Below are 22058 nucleotides of genomic sequence, written 5' to 3'. Positions count from 1 at the left end.
GCCGGTGACGCTATGGCGCCGGCCGTGGTGCCCGCTTGCGTCAAATGACTGGTCCGTCGTCGGTCTGTGCCAACGCGTCCCGGAGCGCGGCTCGCGAGGTGATGCCGAGCTTCGGAAAGAGCTGATAAAGATGGGTTCCGACGGTACGCGGGGACAGGAACAGCCGTTCGCCGATCTGCTTGTTGGACAGGCCGCCGGCCGCGAGCTCGGCGATCTCGCGCTGCTGTGGCGTGAGCGCGGCGAGTCGCGCCGGCACACGGTCGCCCGCGGCGTGACCGGTGGCCCGCAACTCCTTCGCGGCCCGGTCCATCCAGGGGCGCGCGTCGAGCCGGCGGAACGTATCCAGCGCGCGGCTGAGTTGGTCCCTGGCCTCTGCGGTGGCCCGGGCCCGACGCAGCCGCTCCCCGTAGGCCAGAGCGATCCGGGCCTGGTCGAACGGCCACCGTTCGCCGCCGGAGACGGCGAGCGCGCGGTCGAACAACTCGGCGGCTTCCCGGTCGGGTGCGGCCATCGCCGCCGCGGCCTCGATGGTCATGGCCAGCCGCGGCGAGATGTCGGCGGCCCCGCTCGCGCGCGCCGCGGCGACGTGGGCGGCCGCTTCGGTCGCGCGGCCGGTTCGGACCGCCGCCTCGACGACATCCATGATGACCCACAACGCATGGGGTACGTCGGCCGCCAGCTCGCCAACCGGGGTGATCGCCGTGGCGTGGCGCAGCGCGGCCTCGAACTCACCGCGGCCGAGCGCATCCATCATCCGCACCTGCGTGGCGATCCGCAGGACCAGCCCGGCGCTGCGCGGCGTCGCCCACATCGTCATGCGGTCGGTGAGGGCCCGCGCCGTGTCGCGGTCGCCGCGGAGGGCGGCGACCATCGCCCGCACATACAGCCCGAGGCACTCCAGCAACTGGTAGTTGAGCGACCGGCTGAGCTCGATGTGTTCCTCGGCCAGGACCTGCGCCGCGTCCCACTCGCCGGTCATCAGCTGGTCGAGGCCGAGCAGCGAGCGGGCGTGCAGCGTCACAGTGGCGCCGCCCTGTTCGTCGTGCAGGACGTGCGACAGCGCGGTGCGACACGCGGAGAGCCGGTCGACGAACATGGCGGCGAGCCCGACCCGGATGCTCCAGATCTGATCGGTCCCGTGGTCGAGCGCGGCGATGGCGGCGTCGATGCGGCCCAGCAAGGCCGGTGCGGTGCGAGCCGGGTCGGCGAAGGTGCCGGTGACCAGGGCGAGCAGCTCCGGGATCGGCTCGGTCAGCTGCGCGTAGCAGCGGTGGTAGGGCACCCAGAGGTCGGCGCGACCACCGAAATAGCACACCCACGCCAGCGTGTAGAAGGCCTCGACCAAGGTGGCGTCGCCGCTGTCGTAGGGCGCCGGCTGCATCTCGATGGCACCGACCAACAACCGGTGGGCGGTGTCGACGTCACCCTCACCGCTGAGCAGCAGGTGGTGCGCGGCCGCGACCGCTGACCCCAGCGACCTGGCCCGACCGTCTTCACCCCGGCGGGCGTCGGCCAGCAGCCGGGGAACATCGCGCAGGTCGCCGGTGACCACCGCGCCCAGGTAGGCCGCTTCGGCCAGCCGACGGCTCCGATCCGCTCCGGCGGGGCTCAGGTCCGCGGCCCGTAACAGGGCGCTGACCGAGCCGGCCGCGTCACCGCGGCTGCGGAAGGCATGCGCCGCGTCTTCGAGGAGCGCCGCCACGTGCTCGTCGGGCCCGACGGTGGCGTGGGCGAGGTGCCACGCCCGCCGTTCGGGGCTGTCCGTCAGGTGTTCGGCCAGCGCGGCGTGGGCGCGTACCCGATCCTGCGCCGTCGACAGGTCCATCACCGCCGAGCGGGTCAACGGATGGCGGAAGGTCACCCGGCCCGCGCGTTCATCGACCTGAATCAGCCCGGCCCGCTCGGCCGGCGCCAGGTCGGCCAGGCCGGCGCCATCGGCCGCGACGACCCGCAGGACGCCGGTGCCGTCGAGCACCGCGGCGAGCAGCAGTTGCCGGGTGCGGGCCGGCAGCCCTTCGACCCGACTCTCGAAGACCGTCTGCAGCCGCCGGGTCAGCGGCAACACGTCGGGCAGGTGGTCGGCACCGGACCGCTCCCGCGTCGTCAGGGCGACCGGGAGCTCGAGCAGCGCCAGCGGATTGCCCTGGGCCTCGTCGACCAGACGCCGGCGTACGGCCGGTGCCAGCGCCGGAAACTCCCGGCCGACCAGGGTGGTCGCGGCATCGGCGTCGAGCGGCCGCACCTCGTGCTCGGGCAGCCCGGCCCGGTCGAAGAAGCCCTCCGCGCCCGACCGGTAGGCGGCCACGAAGCCGATCGGCAGGTGCTGGAGCCGCCGGGCGACGATGGCCAGCACCAGGGCGCTGGCCCGGTCGAGCCACGGCAGGTCATCGACGACGACCAGGACCGGGCCGGCTTCGGCCGCCTGCGCGAGCAGGGCCAGCGCCGCGTCGGCGATCACCAGCAGGCTGGGCGGCGACCCGCGGCGGAGACCCAGCGCCAGGTCGAGGACCCGTTGCTGCGCCAGGCCCAACGACTCGATCGTGCCGAGCAGCGGATGCAGCACCTGGTGGACGGCGGCGAAGCTCTGGGTGGACTCGAACTGCGCACCGTCGGCCCGCAGGATCCTGGTCCGGGCGGCCTGCGCGTGCGCGGTGGCGGCAGCCAGCAGCGCCGACTTGCCGACGCCGGGCTCGCCCGACAGCAGCAGCGCGCCGCCACCGTGCCGCGCACGATCGACGAACGCGGACAACCGGGCAAGGTCGTCAACACGCCCGATCAGATCCGACGTCAAACCCACCACCGCCTACGCGGAACCGAACCGACCGAGCGCCCGCACCGACCCATGCTAGAGCCGCCGCGCGTGACGAACCCTGTGGGATTCCTGTGCCCGCGTCGGCTCCACCATGGACGGACCTGCGGTTCAGGCTGCTTTGGGCTGGTCGATCAGCGTCCCGGCGTCGTGGTAGAACAGCCGATTCTCGACGATCTTGCCGTTCTGGACGGTGAACTGTTCGATGAAGTGGGTCAGCTCTCCGGTCGCGATGTCCGTGATGCCGACGCACGCGGCGACGCGGTCGCCGTCGGCGATCGTGTAGTGCACCGTGATCGAGGAGATGTCGAGATAGTTCGGCAAGACCTGGGCCAGGCCGAGGAATTCGTCCTTGCCGTGGTAGGCCTTCCCGAAGGGCAGGAACAGGGGCTCGATGACGGTGACGTCGTCGGACAGATAGGAGAAGACTCCCTCGACGTCGCCTTTGTTCGCCGCTGCGAACATCGCCTCGACGACTGCCCGGTTCTGCTCGGTCAATGATGTAGCTGAGGTCATGGACCCAGTCAACGTCGGTTGATCACGTCCGGGGAGATCCTGCGAAGAGGGGTACTCACAGAGACCCTTTCCGCGGCGGGACCCGGGCCTACCCTCGGTCTCATGCAGGAGAAGGAGGCCGCGCGGGCAGCGGTCCGCGAGTTCCTCACCACCCGTCGCGCCCGGGTCACCCCGGCCGACGCCGGCCTTCCGCACCAGGGCGCCCGCCGTCGGGTGACCGGGCTGCGCAGGGAGGAGGTCGCGTTGCTCGCCGGGGTCAGCCCGGAGTACTACGTGCGGCTCGAGCGTGGCCAGGCGACCGGGCCCTCGGCAGGGGTCGTCGACGCCGTCGCCGGCGTGCTGCGGCTGGACGATGACGAACGCGCCCATCTCGGCCGGCTGCTCGCCGCGCTGAGCCCCGCCACCCGCAAGCGGCGTCGTAGCGTGGAGAAGGACCAGGTCACGCCCGGAGTCCGCGTGCTGCTGGATTCGCTGGACCACCTGCCCGCGGTGGTCTTCAACGGCAGGTTCGACATCCTCGCGACCAACGCGCTCGGGCGCGCGCTCCTGGCGCCGGTGTTCGACCTGCCGGGACGGCCGAACAGTGCCCGTTTCCTCTTCCTCGACGAGGCGAGGGCGCGCGACCTGTTTCCCCAGTGGGATCGGATCACGGCGGACACCGTGGCAATGCTGCGGATCGAGGCCGGCCGGCACCCCGACGACCCTGACTTGACCGAGCTGATCGGGCAACTCGCGACGCGCAGCACCGAATTCCGGGCGCGGTGGGCGACCAACGACGTGCGAGCACCCAGAGCCGGCACGAAGACCTTCCGGCATCCGCTCATCGGCCGGGTGACGTTGCCCTACGAGACCCTGCGCATCGACGCCGTGTCCAGCCAGCTAATCAGCGTCTACACTCCCCGACCCGGCAGTCCCGAGGCCGACGCGCTCCGGCTTCTGGCCAGTTGGAACGCCAACAACCTCGTCCAATGAGGACAACGAGGCCAGCGCTTCGGTCAGGATGCGGTCGCTGAGTGGGGTGCCGGCCGTTGCCCGCGCGAGGATCAGGGCGCCCACTGCCGTGCTTGCCGCGGCCGTGCCGCCCAGCTTGTCGGCGAAGTATTCGACTCCCGCGGCGTAGGTCGCGGCCAGGTCGGCGTCGGCGCCGGGCATGTCGCGCACGAAGCCGGCCACCGGGCAGCCGTCGCCTGGCGCGTCGCGGTGTGCGGGCGAGAGGTAGTAATCCAGGAATCTCGCGCGGCCGGTCTCGCCGATCGGGGCCAGGCGCGAGCTGATCTCGGTCAGTCCCTGCGTCAGCGCCTCGACGACCAGGGCGTCTTTCGACGCGAACTGCTTGTAGAAGCCGCCGTGCGTCAGGCCGGCCCCGGCCATCACGTCGGCCAGGCTCACCTCGGCCACGCCGCGCTCGCGGAACAGCCGCGCGGCTATCTCGACCACTCGCTGGCGGTTCTCGCGGGCCTGTGCTTGCGATACCCGGCTCATGGCTTCCAGCTTAGATGTTTTTTCTCATGTAAGAGCCTGCGAACATCCAAATATCTCGTTAATCTGCGAAATATACGGATCTTGACCTTGCCTCGGGAGGGGACGTCACACCATGAGCACTGACCTCACCTACGTCGACGCGACCGAACTCGCCGATCTCATCCGCACCAGGAAGGTGTCCTCGGTCGAGGCGTTGCAGGCGCACCTGGACCGCATCGAGGCCATCGATTCCAAGACCAACGCCATCGTCACGCTCGCCGGCGGCGCGCTGGACGCCGCACGGGCAGCCGACGCCGCGCTCGCGGCGGGCGAAGAGGTAGGGCCGCTGCACGGCGTGCCCATGACGGTCAAGGACTCGTTCGACACCGCGGGAGTGGCCACCCAGCGCGGTTCGCCGATCTTCAAGGGGCGCGTTCCGGACACGGACGCCACCGCCGTGGCCCGCATGAAGGGTGCCGGCGCGATCGTCATGGCGAAGACCAATCTGCCGGAGTTCTCCTACTGGATCGAGACCGACAACCTCCTCACCGGCCGGACGAACAACCCCTGGGACCTCGAACGCTCGCCCGGCGGTTCCAGCGGCGGCGAGTCCGCGGCGATCGCGGCCGGGATGTCCCCGATCGGACTCGGCAGCGACCTGTCCATCTCGCTGCGTGGGCCCGCGGCGGACACCGGCATCGTGGCATTCAAGGCGACGCACGGGCGCGTGCCGATGACGGGGATCTGGCCACGGGAGCCGCGCCGCGACTGGCACGCCGGTTCGCTGGCCCGTTCCATTCGCGACCTCAAACTGGCTTACTCGGTGCTGGCCGGTCCGGACGGCTTCGACGGCTACTCCGACTTCCCGCGCGAGTTCGACGCCGGCCTCGGCGAGGCACCCGACCGCCCCGTCCGCGTCGGCTGGCTCGTCGACTCGGGCCTTGGCCCGGTCGATCCCGAGGTCACCGCAACGGTGCGCGCGGCCGCCGACGCGCTCGCAGCGGCGGGGGCGGAGGTCGACGCGGTCAGCATTCCGGCTCTCGAGCGGGACAACCCGCTCGACCTGTGGATGCGGGAGCACAACATGGAGATGAAGCCTCCGGTCCGGGAGGTCACCGCGGGTCACGAAGACGAGATGTTCCGCTACTCCAAGACCTTGCTCGGCCTACCCGACACCGCCGCGGCGGACTTCGTCGACGCCGACGAGGGCCGCGAGCGGCTCCGGGACGGCTTCACCGAATACTTTTCGCGGTACGACCTGCTGCTGCTCCCGGTGACGACGTTCCCCGCGCACGCGCACGGGATCACGGACGTGACCGTGGACGGCCAGACGGTGAACGCGTTCCACGTGAGCTCGACGACCGTCCCGTTCAACCTGACCGGGCTTCCGGCCCTGTCGATGCGGTTCGGCACGAGCAGCGACGGCATGCCGATCGCCGTGCAGCTCGTGGCCAACTGGCACGCGGAGTCGACGATCCTGCACATGGCCTCGCTGCTCGAATCGGTGAGCCCGGTCCGCGACCTGCACCCCGCCCTCTGAGAGGGAGGACGCTCATGTCCTACAGCAAGGCGGAGTTGAGGGACGCCGTCGCGCAGTTGTTCCAGGAACACGACCGGAGCCACATCCTGCCGATGCTCAGTGACGATGTCGTGCTCACGTTGCCCGCCACCCTGCCCTACGGCGGCGTGTTCACCGGGCGCGCGGCCTTCGACGAGTTCTTCGCGAAGAGCCCGGCCAGCGGCGACGTCTGGAGCTCGTTCGACATCGTCGTCGACGACGTCCTCGCCGCCGACGATCACGTCATCGCCCGGCTCACCAACACGGCCGTGCCCAAGGCGACGGGCAAGCCGGTGGTCTTCCAGAATCTCTGGTTTTTCCGAGTCGAGGACGGCCGCATCGTCAATGTCCAGCTCTACGCCGACACGGCGGTCACGACGAGGTGACCGGCTCGGTGGCGACGTGCGCGGCCACCTCGCGCCGGGAGTGGCAGCTCAGTTTGCCGAGGATGTGTGACACGTGGGTCTGCACGGTGTTCCGCGACAGATACAACGCGACCGCGATATCCGGATTGGAGTGGCCCTGCGCCACGAGCCGGGCGACGGTGCGTTCCGTCGGGGTCAGGGACTCCCAGCCGGTCGCGGAACGCCGTCGCGACCCACGCGCGCCGCGCCGGATGCCGGCCTTGCGCAGCCGGGCGTCGGCCCGGCGGATGTCCCAGGTCGCGCCCAGGTCGGAGTAGGTCGCGACGGCCTCCGCGAGGGCCACCCGCGACCGGGCCGGGTCGGCGGTCGCGAGCATCGCCGCGGCGTTCTCCCGCGCGGTCGCCGCGAAGAGCGGGAGCTGTCGACCGAACGCGTCGGCCGCGGCCAGGACGAGGTCGGCGTCGTCGTCGGCCAGTCCGCGGCATAGCTGCGCGGCGGCGGCGATCGCCGGCAGGTGCTGGGCGGCGGCCGCCGCCGAGCAGGCCCGGGCGGCCGCGACCACCACGGGCCGCGCACCGAGCCCGGCCGCGATGCGCACGGCATGGGTGAGCCACAGGCATTTGTCGAGCGTCAGGTCGGGAAATTCCAGTGTGGACCCTGGGTCGAGCAGCTCCAGGAAAGCGGCCAGGGCCCGCTGCGGTTGCCCGTCGCGGTCCATCGTCAGGGCCCGGGCGGTCAGCAGGTTGTCGGCCATCCGGAGGGAATGGTTCGGAATGTCGCCGACCCCGTCGTCCGGCTCGTCGCGATGGACGGCGATCAGCGCGCGGATCCCGTACAACATGACCCGGGTTGGATTCTGGGTTGGCACATCGGTGCCCGACTCCAGCTCGGTGAGCGCGTCGTCCCAGGCGCCCTCGTGAAAGCGCATCTCGGCCGCGAGCACCCGCAGCGACGCCATCCGGTGCGGTGCGCCGGCACGCTCGGCGAGCGCGAAGGCCTCGCCGACCAGCCGCCGGGACTCGTCGTAGCGGCCCAGGTTCCAGGTGCCCGAGGCGCGGTTGAGCAGCAGTAGGAGCCGCAGTTCGGTCGTCTCCGGGTCGTCGCCGACAACCAGCGACGCGGTTTCGGCGGCGCTCACGGCGGCCGCGTGATCCTCACCGTGCACCGCCGCGGCCATCGCCCAGGTGAACATGGCCCAGCCGATCGCGGTGCGGTCGCCGGCGCCTTCGCCGGCCGCGCGGGCGTCGGTCGCGGCGTCGACCGCTTCGGTGGGCCGCCCGAGTCCCATCAGCACGTTGGCCCGCAGCGCGGCCAGCCGGGCCCGCCAGCGTTCGTCGAGGCTTGCGTGGCGCAGCACGTCGTCGAGCACCTCGAGGGCCCGCTCCAACCGGCCCAGCAGCCGCTGGGTGTAGGCCAGCCGCCAGGTGAGCGGACCCACTTCCGCGCTGCGCCGCGCCTCCACCAGACGTGGCCAGACCAGCGGCTCGATCTCCGCGTAGCGACCCAGCCGGAACAGGCCCTCCGCGAGATGGTGGTCCAGTCGCGACCCGGCCGCGCCGGCCCGGATCCGCTCCAGCAGCGTCACCGCGCCCCCGGGGCTGCGGGCCAGCAGCCCGGGTGACGCGCGGTCCAGCCAGTCGGCCACCCACCTGGCGTCTGCGTCGGGGGCGGCCAGCAGGTGTGCGGCCACGTCTTCGTCGGGTTCGCCGGCCAGGGCGAGCATCCGGGCGGCGCGTTCGTGCAGCGCGGCGGTCACCGCCTCGGGCATCGACTCGTAGCTGACCCGGTGGATCAGCGCGTGGCGGAACGCGAGCGCGCTGCCGGCCTCGGTCAGCACGCCCGCGGCGAGGCCCTCTTCGACCACCTCGGCCAGGGTGGCCATCGGACGGTCGGACAGCAGGGCGAGGTGGGTCAGCCGGAACTCGGGCCCCAGCACGGCCGCGAGCCGCAACGTCTGGAGTGCGGTCGTGGTGAGGAACCCGAGCCGCGCGCCGATCGCGGTGACCAACGTCGGCGGCGTCGGCGTCGCCGGGGCCGCCGCGGTCGCCACGCCGTCGGCGACCGTGATGCCGCAGTCGAGGAGCAGAGCCTCCACGAGTACGCGGAGGTAGAGCGGGTTGCCGCCGGCCTGGCGGACCAGGTCCTCGACCGACCGGCTGGGACGGGCGGCGAGCAGCCGCTCGACGACCGCCACTGCGGCTGCGTGGTCGAGTGGCTCCAGCGTCAGCATCGTGGTTCCGGAGCCGCTCAACGCCCGGCTCAGGCGCAGCACGTCGGCTCTGATCGGGACCGACCGCGCGGCTCCGATCAGCAACAACGGCAGCTGCCGGGTCGCTTCGGCCAGCCGGGCCCACACCGCGAGGCTGGCGTCGTCGGCCCACTGGAGGTCGTCGACGCAGACGACGACCGGCCCCGAGGCGCACCACCGGTCGATCTCGAGGAGCACGCGTTCGGCGTCGGCGGCGACCGGGTCGACGATCGGCCCGGATCCGGGCGGGTGGCCCGCGACGGTGTCGAGCAGCACGCGCAGCGGGAACACCGCACTGTGCTCGCTGGCCCGGCCGGCCATCACGTGGCACCCGGCGGCGAACTCGGGGACCAGGGCGAGCAGGCTCGTCTTGCCGACGCCCGGCTCGCCGTCGATCCAGAGCGATCCGCCGCGCCCGTCGGCGACCGACTCCACCGCCGCGCGCAACAGGGCCACCTCGCGGTCCCGGCCGACCAGTTCGTTCCTCGACACCCGACGCCACACCTCCGCGCCCAGTCCACCACCGCGCGAGCCCGGGCCACCACCCCGGAAATCACCGCGAACCCGGGCGCCCCGATTTCGTAGTGGTGAGCGACATCGACAGCTCGGAAGGAGCACCACTCATGAGTGGGTCAATCACCAACGTCGTCCTCGTACACGGCGGATTTGTCGACGGGTCGGGCTGGGCTCGGCTCTACCACCTGCTGACCGCCGACGGCTTCCGGGTCTCGGTCGTGCAGCACCCCACGATCTCGCTGGCCGGTGACGTCGCGGCGACCCGGGAGGTGCTCGACGCACAGGACGGCCCGACGATCCTGGTGGGCCACTCCTACGGTGGCGTCGTCGTCAGCGAGTCCGGCACCCACGACAAGGTCGCCGCGTTGGTCTACGTCGCGGCGTTCGCCCCTGACAAGGGCGAGTCGGTCAACACCCTGATCGCCGACCCGCCGCCCGGCGCCCCGGTGCCGCCGATCCTGCCGCCGGTCAACGGCTTCCTGTTCCTCGACCGCGACAAGTTCCACGCGTCGTTCGCCGGTGACCTGCCGGCCGACGAGGCCGCGTTCATGGCCGACTCCCAGCTCCCCTGGGGCGTCGACGCGCTGGGCGGCGCCGTCACCGAGCCCGCGTGGCGCAGCAAGCCCAGCTACTACCTGGTCGCGACCGACGACCGCATGATCCCGCCGCCGGCGCAGCGCGCGATGGCACAACGGGCCGGCGCGCAGGTCGTCGAGGTGCCGGGCAGCCACTCGGTTTACGTCTCCCGCCCGGAGGCCGTGGCCGAGCTGATCAAGAAGGCCGCGCAGGCGGGCTGAGACCGCGGCAGGGCGGGCTGGCATGTCGCGAGCCCGCCCTCTGATCTCACTGAGGTTCAGTGATGTTCACGCCGGGCGGCGGCACGACGCTGAGCCCATGGCACCCGCCGATTTCGCCGCGATGTATCAGCGCAACCGCGGCCCGCTGCTCGCCTATCTCAACCGGATGACGCTCGGCGACCATGCGCTCGCCGAAGACCTCGTGCAGGAGGTCTTCCTGCGCGCCTGGCGGCAAGCGGACAGCGATCCGGCCATCCTGCGGCCGTGGCTGTTCACGGTCGCCCGCAACCTCGTCATCGATCGGCTCCGGGCCCGCCGCGCCCGCCCGGTCGAAGCCGCCGGCGCCGACCCCGACAAGCTCTCCGACGAGACCGACCTCGCCGACCGGGTCGTCGCGGTTCGCAGCGTCCGGGACTCCATCTCCACGCTGGCGCCCGACCAGCGCCGGCTGCTGTTCGCGCTCTACTACCAGGGCGACACACCCAGCGAACTGGCCGCCACGCTCAACGTGCCGGCGGGAACGGTCAAGTCACGATCGTTCGCCGCCCGGACGGCGCTGCGGCGGGCGTTGGGTAGCCTGGCGCCGTGAAAGTTGTTGTCATCGGTGGTAGCGGGCACATCGGCACGTTCCTGATCCCGCGGCTGGTCCGCGCCGGTCACGACGTGGTCAACATCAGCCGAGGGCAACGAGCCGGCTACGTCGACGACCCGGCCTGGCACGACGTGCGCCCGGTGACCGCCGACCGCGAGGCCGAAGACCGCGCGGGCACCTTCGCCGACCGGGTCGCCGGGCTCGAGCCGGACGCCGTCGTCGACCTGATCTGCTTCGACCTCGACTCCGCGACGGCGCTCGTCGAGCGGCTCCGCGGCGCGACCGGGCACCTGCTGCACTGCGGCACGATCTGGCGCAGCGGCCCGAGCCTGAAGGTGCCGGTCACCGAAGACACCGGAACACCGCCAGTCGGTGGGTACGGCATCGCGAAGGCCGCCATCGCCGAGATGCTCGAGCAGGAGACCAGGTCCGGTGGGCTGGTCACCACCTCGCTACACCCCGGCCACATCGTCGGCCCCGGCTGGCACCCAATCGGCCCGCTCGGCAACCTCGACCCCACGGTCTGGCGCCGGCTCTCGGCCGGCGAGCCGATCGACGTGCCCGGGATCGGCGCGGAGTTCATGCACCACGTGCACGCCGACGACGTGGCACAGGCCTTCGAAGCCGCGCTGGCCCGCCGCGACGCCGCAGCCGGCGAAGACTTCAGCGTCGTCGCGCCGTCGGCGCTCAACGTGCGCGGCTACGCCCAGATCGCCGCGTCCTGGTTCGGCCAGAGCGCCGACCTGCGCCCGGTGACCTGGGAGCAGTTCCGGCACGACACGGAGGCCGAAGCCGCCCAGATGAGCTGGGAACATCTCATGCGCGACCACTACTTCAGCATCGAGAAGGCGCGGGCGGTGCTGGGATACGCACCGCGCTACGAGCCGGAAGAGGCCGTGCTCGAGTCGGTGCGCTGGCTCATCGACCAGGACCAACTCGACGTCGCCAACCCACTGAAGGTGTGAGCCGCTACCGCAGGTCGACGAGCACGTCGACGAACGTCATCGCGAGTTGCGCCTGCCCGGTCGCCGGCCACAGCACGCCGTAGTCGACCGTCGGACCATCGGCGAACGGGACGAAGGCGATGCCGGGCCGGGCGTGGTAGCTGGCGGCGCGGGCCGCCACGATCGAGGCACCGAGACCGGCGGCGACCAGCGCCAAAACCTCGGGCCAGAAGGTGTACGACGGCCCATGCGGGATCGGCCGACCCATCGGCGTGCGGACGGGCATGTGCAGATCCCGCAGCGACGCCGGCAGACCCCCGTCCGACCTGATGAGGGGCACCTCAGCCAGGTCTTCCATTGACACGCTCTCCTGGTGGGCCAGCGGATGGTCGGCCGGGACCATCAACGCCCGACGCTCGCGGAGCAGGACCGGGCCCTCGGTGACACCGTGGGTCCGCACCGGAAACTCACTGATCTGGAGGTCCAGTTCGCCCCGGAGCAGCGGCCCGAACGGTTCGTTGAACTGGATCTCCTGGGTTCGCACGACGCAGCCCGGATATCTGGTCCGAAGCACCTTCGCCGCCTGGAGTGCCAGGTCGGCGCACCACGGCGTGCTGTAGCCGACGCGCAGTGTGCCGCTGATGCCACGCGCTCCGGCAACGGCGCGGTCGACGGCGCGCTGGATCTGCGTGTGCGCCGGCAAGAGGTCGTCCCGGAGCCGCTCGCCCAACGGAGTGAGCCGGACGGTGCGAGACGTGCGCTCGAACAGCGGCCCGCCGATGCGGCGTTCGGCCTTCTTGATGACATGGCTGACCCGGGACGGGGTCACCCGCAGGCGCTCCGCCGTACGACCGAAGTGCAGTTCCTCGGCCAACGCCAGGAAGATCTCGATGTCCCGAAGCTCCACGAACCCCCCTTGGATCATGAACCTACTGATCATCGCTGCGTTGACCAAACCCGCAACGATGACCCGTCGGGCAACGCTGCCTTGCTGACATCGCCGTTGTTCGGCGGTCGCCGCGCGCCCAGCCTGTTACCAGCGCGCCCGGCGGCCGGTGCGGGTGTCAGCGCCGTGTCTGCCCCGTGTCAGCGGGGTCGGCGACGGTGGGTCCATGAGCGGTTCGGCGACTGTAGGGAGATTCACGATGGCAACTGGCAGCTTCACCAAGGCGGGCCTCGGCAAACTGAGTGACGTGCTGGCACGGCATGTCGACTCCGGCCGGATTCCTGGGCTCGTCGCCATGGTCAGCCGCGGCGGTGAGACACACGTCGAGGCGCTGGGGACCTTCCGCCACGACGGTGGCCCGTCGATGCGCCGCGACACGATCTTCCGGATGGCATCGACGTCGAAGCCGGTCACGATCGCGGCCGCGATGGTGCTGCTCGACGAGTGCCGGCTGCGACTCGACGACCCGGTCGAGCCGTGGCTGCCGGAGCTCGCCGACCGGCGGGTGCTGGCGCGGATCGACGCCCCGCTCGACGACACGGTGCCGGCGCGGCGACCGATCACCGTGCGGGATGTCCTGACGTCCACGTTCGGGCTCGGCATGGACATGACCGCGCTGGGCACCCCGATCATGGGCGCGGTCTTCGAGCAAGGGCTCACCCCCAACCTGCCCGAGCCGATGCCCGAGCCGGACGAGTGGATGCGCCGCCTCGGCACGCTTCCGCTGATGCACCAGCCCGGCGAGCGTTGGCAATACCAGCTCAGCAGCGACCTGCTCGGTGTGCTCGTCGCCAGGGTCACCGGCCAGCCGTTCGAGACGTTCCTGCGGGAGCGGATCTTCGAGCCGCTGGGGATGAAGGACACCGGTTTCCACGTACCCGAAGACAAGATCGACCGGTTGCCGACCCTCTACGCCCCCGACCCGCAGACCGGCGAGTTCCACGTGTGGGACGAGGCCGAAGGCGGCCGGTGGAGCCAGCCGCCGGCCTTCCAGGGCGGCGGAGGCGGGCTGGTCTCGACCGTCGACGACTACCACGCCTACTTCCGGATGCTGCTCAATCACGGCGTGCACGAAGGCGAGCGGATCCTGTCCCGGCCCGCCGTCGAGCTGATGACCACCAACCGCCTCGACCCCGAGCAGCAGGCCGCCCGGCACGCCATGGCCGTCAACAACGTCCACATCTCGTTCGGCCAGGGGCAGCACGGCGGCTGGGGTCTGGGCATGGCGGTGCGCACCTACCGCGGCGACTACGCGCCCATCGGCCAGTTCGGCTGGGACGGCGGAAGCGGCACCGCGACCTACGCCGACCCGGAAAACCAGCTCACTGGCATCCTGCTGACGCAGGTCGGCGCGTCCACCCCGGATCAGGCACACGTGATCCACGACTTCTGGACCACGACCTACCAGGCCCTCGACGACTAGCCTTGTTCGGGCCGCCTCTACCCGGGGCGGCCCGAAGCAGTTGAGTTAGGCGGCCATCCACATGCCACCCGAGCGCCGCAAGCGACCACGTGACGACCTGCTGTCCGGGTTCAGCCACACCGAGCACACCCAGGAGTTGCGAGCGTTCTTCGCGACCACGATCACGGCATCGCTGGTGGCCTGGGATCTGATGTTCACCCTCGGCGCCTACCACACGGTCTTCTATTCGCGGCTCTTCCAGATCCTGGTGTTGTCCAGCACGCTGCTGCTCGGCACGATCGTGCTGCGCCGCTACATCAGCGTGCGGCCCTGGACCCGCGCGGTGCTGTCCGTGCCGCTGGTCTGGCTGGCGATGCGGCTGATCGCGCCCTTCGGCCGGACCTCACGCGCGGCGCACATCCTGGACCTGACGCTCATTACCGTCATGCTCGTGTCCGTGCCGTTCACCCTCTGGGCCGCGGCCCGGATCGTGGCCCCCGAATACTTCGAACTGCCCGACCGGCGATTCCGGGTCGCGGTCGCGACCATCGTGGTGATCGTCGGGGTGACCGCCCTGCTGGTCGGTCAGTTCAACTTCAGATTTACCACCTGCCACGAGTACGACATCGCCGGTGACAACCCGCCGGCCAACTGCTTCAACGCACCACCCCGCCCGGCGCTGTTACCGCCGTAGGGCAGCGTCGGCCCACCTCGTCGAGGCCGGGTCGCGGTGGCCGGTCGGGGCGAAGCCGGTGAGCCGCAGCAGCGGCCGGGTGAGGACGAGCAGGCCCGCCGCGAGCGCCGCCACGGCGAGCATCGCGCCGCGCAGCCCGACGGCGTCCGCCCACAGGCCGACATACACGGGCCCGAGCAGGAAGCCAAGGTAGGAGACCGTCGTGACGATCGAGGTCGCGCGGCCCCGGCGGGACTCGTCGACGTTTCGCGAGACGACGCCGACGAGAGTCGGGAACAGCACGGCGGTGCCGGCCGCGGCGACCCCGAGACCGAGGCCGGCGACGAGCAGCGTGGGCGCGGCGGCGATCAGCGCCGTGCCGGCGGCGGCGGCGAACGCGCCGGTGACCAGCACCGTGCGGGCGTGCGCGGCCGGGAGGCCGCCGGTAGCGAACCGGGTCACCGCCACGACCGCGGCGAAGACCGCCGGCGCGACGGCGCTGCGCCCCACCCCCGCGTGCAGTTCATCGTGTGCGAAAACCGCGCTCCAACTCTGGTGCGCGTTCTCGCTGGCGAACGCGAGCGCGCCGAGCACACCGACCAGCAGCAACGGCGCGATCCGCGACGGAGACGTGGTGGCGGCCCGCACCCGACGGTCCGGGACGGCGGCCCGTGCACGCCGGTCCGGGACGGCGGCCCGTGCACGCCGGTCCGGGACGGCGGCCCGCGCAGGCCGGTCCGGGACGGCGGCCCGCACACGCCGGTCCGGGACAGCGGCCCGCACACGCCGGTCCGGGACAGCGGCCCGCACACGCCGGTCCGGGACAGCGGCCCGCACACGCCGGTCCGGGACAGCGGCCCGCACACGCCGGTCCGGGACAGCGGCCCGCGCAGGCCGGTCCGGGACGGCGGTCGCCGGCAGCGTATTGAGCATGGCGACGCCCGCGATCACCGAGAGGACGGCGACCGCCAGGAACGGAACGGCGAGCGGCAGGGACGCGCCCGACGCGACGCCGGTGGCGAGGCTGGCCAGGACCACCAGGCTGGAGAAGACGCCGTGCGCCCGGGTGATGACCGGCCGGCCGGCGAGCTGCTCGGCTCGCCCGGCGACCGCATTGATGGCCACGTCGGCCGCTCCGCTGGTGGCGCCGACGAGGGCCAGGCCGACGCACAGGCTGGCCAGGTCGACCGCGGCGACCGCCAGCACCGCGCCCACCCCGCCGAGGGCGGCGATGACCAGTGCCGCGACCCGCGGCCCCCACCGATCGAGTGCCCGGCCCACCAGCAGCATCGCGGGCAGCGCGCCGGCGCCGACGAACAGCAGCGCGAACCCGAGCTCGCCGTCGCCGATGCCGGCCTGCTGCTGCACCCGGGGCACCGAGGCGCCCCACACCCCCCAGAAGGCGCCGAAGGCGGCGAACGCCACGTACGCGGAAGCACGCATCCGTGTAACGATACACAGACATTCGATAGGCTGCACACTGTGGAATCGTCTGCCGGCGCGAAGCGGGTGACCCTGGCCCAGGTGGCCGACCTGGCGGGCGTGTCCGTGATGACCGCCTCCTACACCTACAACCGGCCCGACCGGGTGTCGGACCAGGCCCGGGCCAAGGTGCTCAAGGCGGCGGCGCGACTGGGCTACGCCGGCCCGGACCCGAGCGCCCGCTCCCTGCGCCGCGGCAGCACCCGCACGCTCGGCGTGGTGCTGGGCGAGCACCTGAGTTACGCGTTCGACGACCCGCAGGCGGTGTCCTTCCTGGCCGGGATCGCCGACGTGTGCGCCGCGCGGGGCTACGGGATGACGATCCTGCCGATCACCGGCGCCGCCGACGACCGGGCCCGGATCGAGGACGCCGCCGTCGACGGCTACGTCGTCTGGACCACCTCCGACGACGACCCGATCCTCACGGCCGTGCGGTCGATGAAGCGCCCCGCAACGGTCCACGGTGGACCGGCGACGCCAGGCCTGGCCCTGGTGACCATCGACAACAAGGCGGCGGCGTACGCGGTAGGCACGGCCGCGTTCGCCGGCGCGAAACGGCCCGCGGTCGTCAGCTTCCCGCTCTCCCGCGAGCGGATCAGCACCATCGGCCCCGGCCCGGACCCCGCCGACGTGCTGTTTCCGGTGACCCGGCACCGGCTCGAGGGCTACCGGCAGGCGGCCGAGGCCGCGGGCATCCCGTGGCGGGACGTGACGGTCGCCGTGTGCGCGACCAACGACGCGGCCGAGGCCGAACACCTCGCGACGAGCCTGCTGACCTCCGCCGCGCCGCCCGACGCGATCGCCGCCATGAGCGACCGGCAGGCGGCCGGCGTGGTCGCCGCCTGCCACGCGGCCGATCGCGCGATCCCGGGCGACGTCGCGGTCACCGGATGGGACGACGCGGCCGTCGCCGCACAGCTCGGGCTGACCACCGTCGCGCAGTCACTGCGGGACCAGGGCGCGGCCTGCGCCCACGCCGCGCTGGGCGAGAAGCCGGCCTCCTACGCCAACCGCTGGTCGGTCGTCCGCCGGGCGAGCACCCGCCACTGAGCAGGGGCGACACGCGGCTAAAGGTTGTGCGAACTTGCTCCACCCGTACCCCATGATCATTATGTTTTCGCAGGTCAAACGGGGGAAGGCGCAAGATCAATGAGCAATGTGGAGCCGCGGACCGCGGTCTTCGTCGGGGAGAACGCGCTCACCGTCGGGTGTGCTGAGCGCTGGCTGGCGGCCGGTCACGAGATAGCCGGAGTCGCCAGCGATGTCGAATCGGTGCGGGAGTGGGCCCGGCTGCGCGGCATCCGCCAGGCCGGGCGGGTCGACCTGCTCGACGCGCCGTTCGACTACCTGTTCAGCGTGGTGAACCTGCGCCTGCTGCCGGCCGCGGTGCTGCGCCGGGCGCGGCGGCTCGCGGTCAACTTCCACGACGGGCTGCTGCCCGTCGACGCGGGCCTGCACGCCAGCGCGTGGGCGATCCTGCGGGGCGCGACGACGCACGGGGTCACCTGGCACGTGATGACCGAGCGGGCCGATGCCGGCGACGTCCTTGTGCAGCGGCGGGTCGAGGTGGGCCCGGACGACACGAGCTGGGACCTCAACACCCGCTGCTTCGCAGCCGGGCTCGACGCCTTCGGCGAGCTCGTCGACCGCTTGGACGCCGGCACGCTCCGTCCCGCGGCGCAGGACCTGCACCGGCGCACCTACCACGGAGCCGCCGACCGGCCCACCGCCGCGCTGACGATCGACTGGACCGAGCCGGCCGGCCGGATCGCCGCACTGGTGCGCGCCACCGCGTTCGGCCCGCACGCCAACGAGTTCGGCACGGCGAAGATCGCCTACGAAGGTGGGCGGCTGCTCTCGGTGGGCGGCGCGCGCGTCAGCGAAGCGCGGTCCACCGCGCCGCCCGGCACGGTGGTGGGGTGCGGTGAGCGATCGCTGACGGTCGCGACGGCGACCCACGACCTCGTTCTCGACGCGGTCGCCACCATCGCCGGGCTTCCGGTCAACCTGAGCGAGTCGGTGGGCCGGGTGTTGCCCGCACTCGACGGCCAGGGGGCCGCGGCGCTTACGGCGGCGCAGCGCGCCACCATCCGGCACGAACGCGCGTGGGTGACGCGGCTGGCAACGACCCGGCCGATGGACGTGCCCTACCGGCAGACGGCGACGCCACCGACCGCCTGGCACCGATTCGACGTGCCCGCCACCGGCGGCGCACCCACGACCGCCGCGCCCCCGACCGCCTGGCACCGGTTCGACGAGCCCGACCCCGGCGGCGCACCCGCGACCGCCGCGCACCCGACCGCCTGGCACCAATTCGACGTGCCCGACCCCAGCGGCGCACCCACGACCACCGCGCTACCGACCGTCCGGCACCGGTTCGACGTGCCCGGTACACCGGCGACGGCCGCGGCAGTGTGCGCTTTCCTTGCCCGGATCGGTCGGGGCGAGCCCGGCGACATCGGCCTGCGGGTGCCGACCGGCGACGCCGACGGCCTCCTGGCGCCTCTGGTGCCGTTCGCGGTGCCGGCCCTGACGCCGGACTTCACCGGCTACGCGGGCGAGGTCGCGGCACGGCTCGACGCGGCGCGCGCGTCGGGGACCTACCTGCGCGACGTGTTCGTGCGACATCCCCGCCTGCACGACGCCCGCCAGCTCGACGACGGGTTCCCGATCGAGCTCGACCTGACCGGGCAGCCGGCGGCCGCCGGTCCGGCGGTGGTCCTGCGGATCACGGTCGACCCCGACGGATCGTGCCGCTGGTGGGTGGCCGACAGCGTCGCTGCCGCGACCGAGGCCCGCGCGCTGGTCGACGCGTTCGCCATGTTCCGGTCTGGGCTCGCCGGTGGCGGGGCGCCGGACACCACGCCCCTGCTGACCGCTGCCCCCACCGTCGCGCCGGTCGACTATCCGCGTGACCGCTGTATCCACCAGCTCATCGCCGACCAGGTCGACCGCACACCCGACGTGCCGGCCGTCACCTCGGCCGGACAGCAGTTGACCTACCGGCAACTACACGCGCGGACCCACGAACTCGCCGCCCACATCGCGGCGCACGGCGTCGGCCCGGGTGACCTCGTCGGTGTCTCGGTCGGACGCACGCCGGACCTGGTGGCCACGCTGCTGGCGGTGCTGCGAACCGGCGCGGCCTACGTGCCGCTCGACCCGGTCTACCCGCCCGAGCGCATCGCGACGATGCTCGACGACGCGCGGGTGCGGCTGCTCGTCGCGGACAGCGCGCCCGATCCCCGCGTGGCCGCCGCCGCACCGGCGATCCTGCACCTGGGCCAGCTCGGCCCGGCCCCCGCCAAGGATCACCCGGATGCCGCCGACCCGGACGACCGGGCCTATGTCATCTACACCTCCGGGTCCACCGGCCGGCCCAAGGGTGTGCAGATCGGCCACCGCGCGCTGACCAACTTCCTCTCCTCGATGGTCCGCGAACCCGGGCTGACCGCCGGCGATCGGATGCTCGCCGTCACGACGGTCTGTTTCGACATCGCCGTCCTGGAGCTGTTCGGGCCGTTGCTGGTCGGCGGCGCTGTGCACCTCGCCGACGCCGACACGGCACGGGACGGGCACGCCTTGTGCGAGCTGATCGGGCGGGAGCGGCCGACCGTGCTCCAGGCCACGCCGGTCACCTGGAAGATGCTCATCGCGGCGGGCTGGGGCGGCTCGCCCGGCCTGCGCGCGTGGTGCGGCGGTGAAGCGTTGACCCGCGACCTCGCCGACGGGCTCCGCATCCGCGCCGAGGCCGTCTGGAACCTCTACGGCCCGACCGAGACGACGGTCTGGTCGACGGTGAGCCGCGTCGTCGCCGGAGCGCCCATCACCCTCGGCCAACCGGTGGCCAACACCCGCCTCTACGTGCTCGACGACCAGTTGCGGCCGCTGCCTGTCGGGGTGCCCGGTGAGCTGTGCATCGGCGGCGACGGGGTCGCCGACGGCTACCTCGACCGGCCCACGCTGACCGCCGACCGGTTCCGGCAGGATCCGTTCGCCGACCAGGGGCGGCTCTACCGCACCGGAGACCTGGTGCGCCGCACCGCCGGCGGCGCGCTCGAGTTCCTCGGCCGCACCGACCACCAGGTGAAGATCCGTGGGTTCCGGATCGAGCTCGGCGAGATCGAGGCCGTTCTCGCCGCGGCGGCCGAGGTCGGCAGCGCGGTCGTGGTGGCCCGGCGGGACGACACCGAGGCCACGCTTGCCGCCTATGTCACGGCGGCTCCCGGCCGAACCGTCGACATCGGAGTGTTGCGGGCGGCGGCCGGGCGGCGGCTGCCCGACTACATGGTGCCGGCCAGTGTGACGGTGCTGGACGCGTTGCCGCTCACCGCCAACGGCAAGGTCGACCGTGGAGCCCTGCCCGCGCCCGCCCTGACCGCCGAGCCGACGTCCCGCCGGCCGGAAACGGTCCGGGAGCGGCAGCTCTGCGCGCTCTTCGGGGCCAGCCTCGGCCGCGACATCGGTTCCGACGACGACTACTTCGCCGCCGGAGGCGACAGCCTGCGCGCGGTCGGCCTGATCAGCGCCGCGCGCGACGCCGGGTTGGTGTTGACCGTCGCCGACCTGTTCGCCGCACCGACCGCGGCCCGTCTCGCCGCGCGACTCGACGGATTCGCCGCGCCGCAGGAGCCGGTCGACCTGGTGGCCGAGGTCAGCCTGGCGCCCGAGGTGGTGCCGCGCCGCCGGTCGCCCCGGCACGTTCTGTTGACGGGTGCGACCGGTTTCCTCGGCGCCTTCCTGCTCCACGAGCTGGCCGCGGACCCCGCGGTGCGGGTCACCTGCGTCGTGCGCTCGACCGACGGACTCGACCGGATCAGGAAGAACCTGCGGGGGTACGGCCTGGCCGAGCCGACCGGCAACGTCGACGTGCGCATCGCCGACCTGGCCGTGGACAGCGCGCCGACCGGGTTGCCCGAGCGGATCGACACGATCGTGCACGCGGCGGCCGACGTGCATTTCCTCCGGCCCTACCACCAGCTCGCCGCGACCAACGTCGGCGGAACACGACGGATCCTCGAGGTGGCGGCCGACACGGGCGCCGTCGTCCACCATCTCTCGTCGATGGGCGTGTTCGGCTACGCCCCCCGCGGCGCCGGCCGGGCGACGGCCGACGCACCGCTGCCACCGCCGGACCGGCTGGTCACCGGCTACCAGCGGTCGAAATGGGTCGCCGAGGGCGTGTGCGAAGTGGCCCGGTCCCGCGGCATTCCGGTGACCATCCACCGGCTCGCCCGGGTCAGCGGCGCCGCGACCACCGGCGCGTGCCAGCGTGACGACTTCCTCTGGCGGATCCTCAAGGGGTGCGTCCAAATCGGCGGTGTGCCGGCCGACACCGACCTGGCGTTCGACCTCGTCCCGGTCGACCATGCGGCCCGGGCGATCGCCGACCTGGTGCGGTTGGGCACGGGCGGCACGCACCACCAGGCCAACCCGGTGCCGGTGACGTTCACGGCGCTCGTCGACCAGGTGCGGCGGGCCGGCTATCCGCTCACCGACCTCGACCGTCGCAAGTGGACCGACCTGGTCGGTGCCGACCCGGCCAACGCAGCACACGCGCTGGTCGACAGCTTCGCCGCGACGGCCTGGGGACCCGACCACGAGGTGTTCCTCGAGCCCGGTCCGAGCGGCGCCACGTGTCCGGCGCCGCACGCCGGGCTCCTCGAGACCTACGTCGACTATTTCCGGCGGACCGGCTTCCTCCCGTAGCCGCCTGGTCCGTCAGCCGTTCGTGGGCCGGCTTCGCCGA

Annotated in this window: 16 protein-coding genes; 10 read left to right on the top strand and 6 right to left on the bottom strand. The window is 72.4% G+C overall.

Features of this window, described 5'->3' with window-relative positions; genetic code table 11:
• Positions 1 to 40: 40 nt before the first annotated feature.
• Both DFJ67_RS25180 and DFJ67_RS25175 read right to left on the bottom strand, forming a co-directional pair.
• Positions 41 to 2791: a helix-turn-helix transcriptional regulator gene (locus DFJ67_RS25180; RefSeq protein WP_203784017.1), complete on the bottom strand. Its 2751-nt coding sequence runs from the start codon at positions 2789 to 2791 to the stop codon at positions 41 to 43.
• Between the two features lie 129 nt (positions 2792 to 2920).
• Positions 2921 to 3325 carry a nuclear transport factor 2 family protein gene (locus DFJ67_RS25175; RefSeq protein WP_116070272.1) on the bottom strand — a complete coding sequence of 135 codons (405 nt, stop codon included), beginning with the start codon at positions 3323 to 3325 and terminating at the stop codon, positions 2921 to 2923.
• A 102-nt stretch (positions 3326 to 3427) separates the two neighbouring features.
• On the opposite strand from DFJ67_RS25175, the gene DFJ67_RS25170 reads away from it, so the two are divergent.
• Positions 3428 to 4297, top strand: coding sequence for a helix-turn-helix transcriptional regulator (locus tag DFJ67_RS25170; protein WP_116070271.1), 870 nt, complete (start codon positions 3428 to 3430; stop codon positions 4295 to 4297).
• Here DFJ67_RS25170 and DFJ67_RS25165 read toward each other — a convergent pair.
• Positions 4205 to 4807 carry a TetR/AcrR family transcriptional regulator gene (locus tag DFJ67_RS25165; protein WP_116070270.1) on the bottom strand — a complete coding sequence of 201 codons (603 nt, stop codon included), beginning with the start codon at positions 4805 to 4807 and terminating at the stop codon, positions 4205 to 4207. The genes DFJ67_RS25170 and DFJ67_RS25165 overlap by 93 nt on opposite strands.
• 112 nt (positions 4808 to 4919) lie before the next feature.
• Between DFJ67_RS25165 and DFJ67_RS25160 the strand changes: the two genes are divergently transcribed.
• Both DFJ67_RS25160 and DFJ67_RS25155 read left to right on the top strand, forming a co-directional pair.
• Positions 4920 to 6326: an amidase gene (locus DFJ67_RS25160; protein WP_116070269.1), complete on the top strand. Its 1407-nt coding sequence runs from the start codon at positions 4920 to 4922 to the stop codon at positions 6324 to 6326.
• A gap of 14 nt (positions 6327 to 6340) precedes the next feature.
• A complete protein-coding gene (locus DFJ67_RS25155) occupies positions 6341 to 6730 on the top strand; it encodes a nuclear transport factor 2 family protein (protein ID WP_116070268.1) in 390 nt (129 codons plus the stop codon).
• Here DFJ67_RS25155 and DFJ67_RS25150 read toward each other — a convergent pair.
• Complete coding sequence (locus DFJ67_RS25150) at positions 6717 to 9449, bottom strand: helix-turn-helix transcriptional regulator (protein WP_170215970.1); 2733 nt, start codon at positions 9447 to 9449, stop codon at positions 6717 to 6719. The genes DFJ67_RS25155 and DFJ67_RS25150 overlap by 14 nt on opposite strands.
• A 131-nt stretch (positions 9450 to 9580) precedes the next feature.
• Between DFJ67_RS25150 and DFJ67_RS25145 the strand changes: the two genes are divergently transcribed.
• The 3 genes from DFJ67_RS25145 (at position 9581) to DFJ67_RS25135 (ending at position 11827) form a co-directional block, all read left to right on the top strand.
• Positions 9581 to 10270 (top strand): alpha/beta hydrolase, encoded by a 690-nt coding sequence (locus DFJ67_RS25145; protein ID WP_116070266.1) that lies wholly within the window; start codon positions 9581 to 9583, stop codon positions 10268 to 10270.
• Between the two features lie 97 nt (positions 10271 to 10367).
• The gene (locus DFJ67_RS25140) at positions 10368 to 10859 is read left to right on the top strand and encodes a sigma-70 family RNA polymerase sigma factor (RefSeq protein ID WP_170215969.1); all 492 of its coding nucleotides are present in this window, start codon (positions 10368 to 10370) and stop codon (positions 10857 to 10859) included.
• Positions 10856 to 11827 carry an NAD-dependent epimerase/dehydratase family protein gene (locus DFJ67_RS25135; protein WP_116070264.1) on the top strand — a complete coding sequence of 324 codons (972 nt, stop codon included), beginning with the start codon at positions 10856 to 10858 and terminating at the stop codon, positions 11825 to 11827. The genes DFJ67_RS25140 and DFJ67_RS25135 overlap by 4 nt, the downstream gene beginning before the upstream one ends.
• Before the next feature lie 4 nt (positions 11828 to 11831).
• Here DFJ67_RS25135 and DFJ67_RS25130 read toward each other — a convergent pair whose 3' ends face one another.
• Positions 11832 to 12713, bottom strand: a complete 882-nt coding sequence (locus DFJ67_RS25130; protein WP_203784024.1) for a LysR family transcriptional regulator — start codon at positions 12711 to 12713, stop codon at positions 11832 to 11834.
• Positions 12714 to 12951: 238 nt separating this feature from the next.
• Here DFJ67_RS25130 and DFJ67_RS25125 point away from each other — a divergent pair, with 238 nt between their 5' ends.
• Positions 12952 to 14175, top strand: coding sequence for a serine hydrolase domain-containing protein (locus DFJ67_RS25125; RefSeq protein WP_116070262.1), 1224 nt, complete (start codon positions 12952 to 12954; stop codon positions 14173 to 14175).
• Between the two features lie 61 nt (positions 14176 to 14236).
• On the top strand, positions 14237 to 14848 hold the full coding sequence (locus DFJ67_RS25120) for a hypothetical protein (RefSeq protein WP_116070261.1): 612 nt from the start codon (positions 14237 to 14239) through the stop codon (positions 14846 to 14848).
• On the opposite strand, the gene DFJ67_RS25115 is transcribed toward DFJ67_RS25120, so the two are convergent.
• Positions 14837 to 16270, bottom strand: a complete 1434-nt coding sequence (locus tag DFJ67_RS25115) for an MFS transporter (RefSeq protein ID WP_116070260.1) — start codon at positions 16268 to 16270, stop codon at positions 14837 to 14839. The two genes, DFJ67_RS25120 and DFJ67_RS25115, sit on opposite strands and share 12 nt — an antisense overlap.
• Before the next feature lie 39 nt (positions 16271 to 16309).
• On the opposite strand from DFJ67_RS25115, the gene DFJ67_RS25110 reads away from it, so the two are divergent.
• Positions 16310 to 17359 (top strand): LacI family DNA-binding transcriptional regulator, encoded by a 1050-nt coding sequence (locus tag DFJ67_RS25110; protein WP_116070259.1) that lies wholly within the window; start codon positions 16310 to 16312, stop codon positions 17357 to 17359.
• A 99-nt stretch (positions 17360 to 17458) separates the two neighbouring features.
• Entirely contained in the window at positions 17459 to 22018 is a 4560-nt protein-coding gene (locus tag DFJ67_RS25105) for an amino acid adenylation domain-containing protein (RefSeq protein WP_116070258.1), read from the top strand.
• Positions 22019 to 22058 lie beyond the last annotated feature (40 nt).

Origin of the sequence: Asanoa ferruginea, assembly GCF_003387075.1 — a bacterium.
Lineage (GTDB): Bacteria > Actinomycetota > Actinomycetes > Mycobacteriales > Micromonosporaceae > Asanoa > Asanoa ferruginea.
This window is presented reverse-complemented; position numbering and strand designations above follow the sequence as displayed.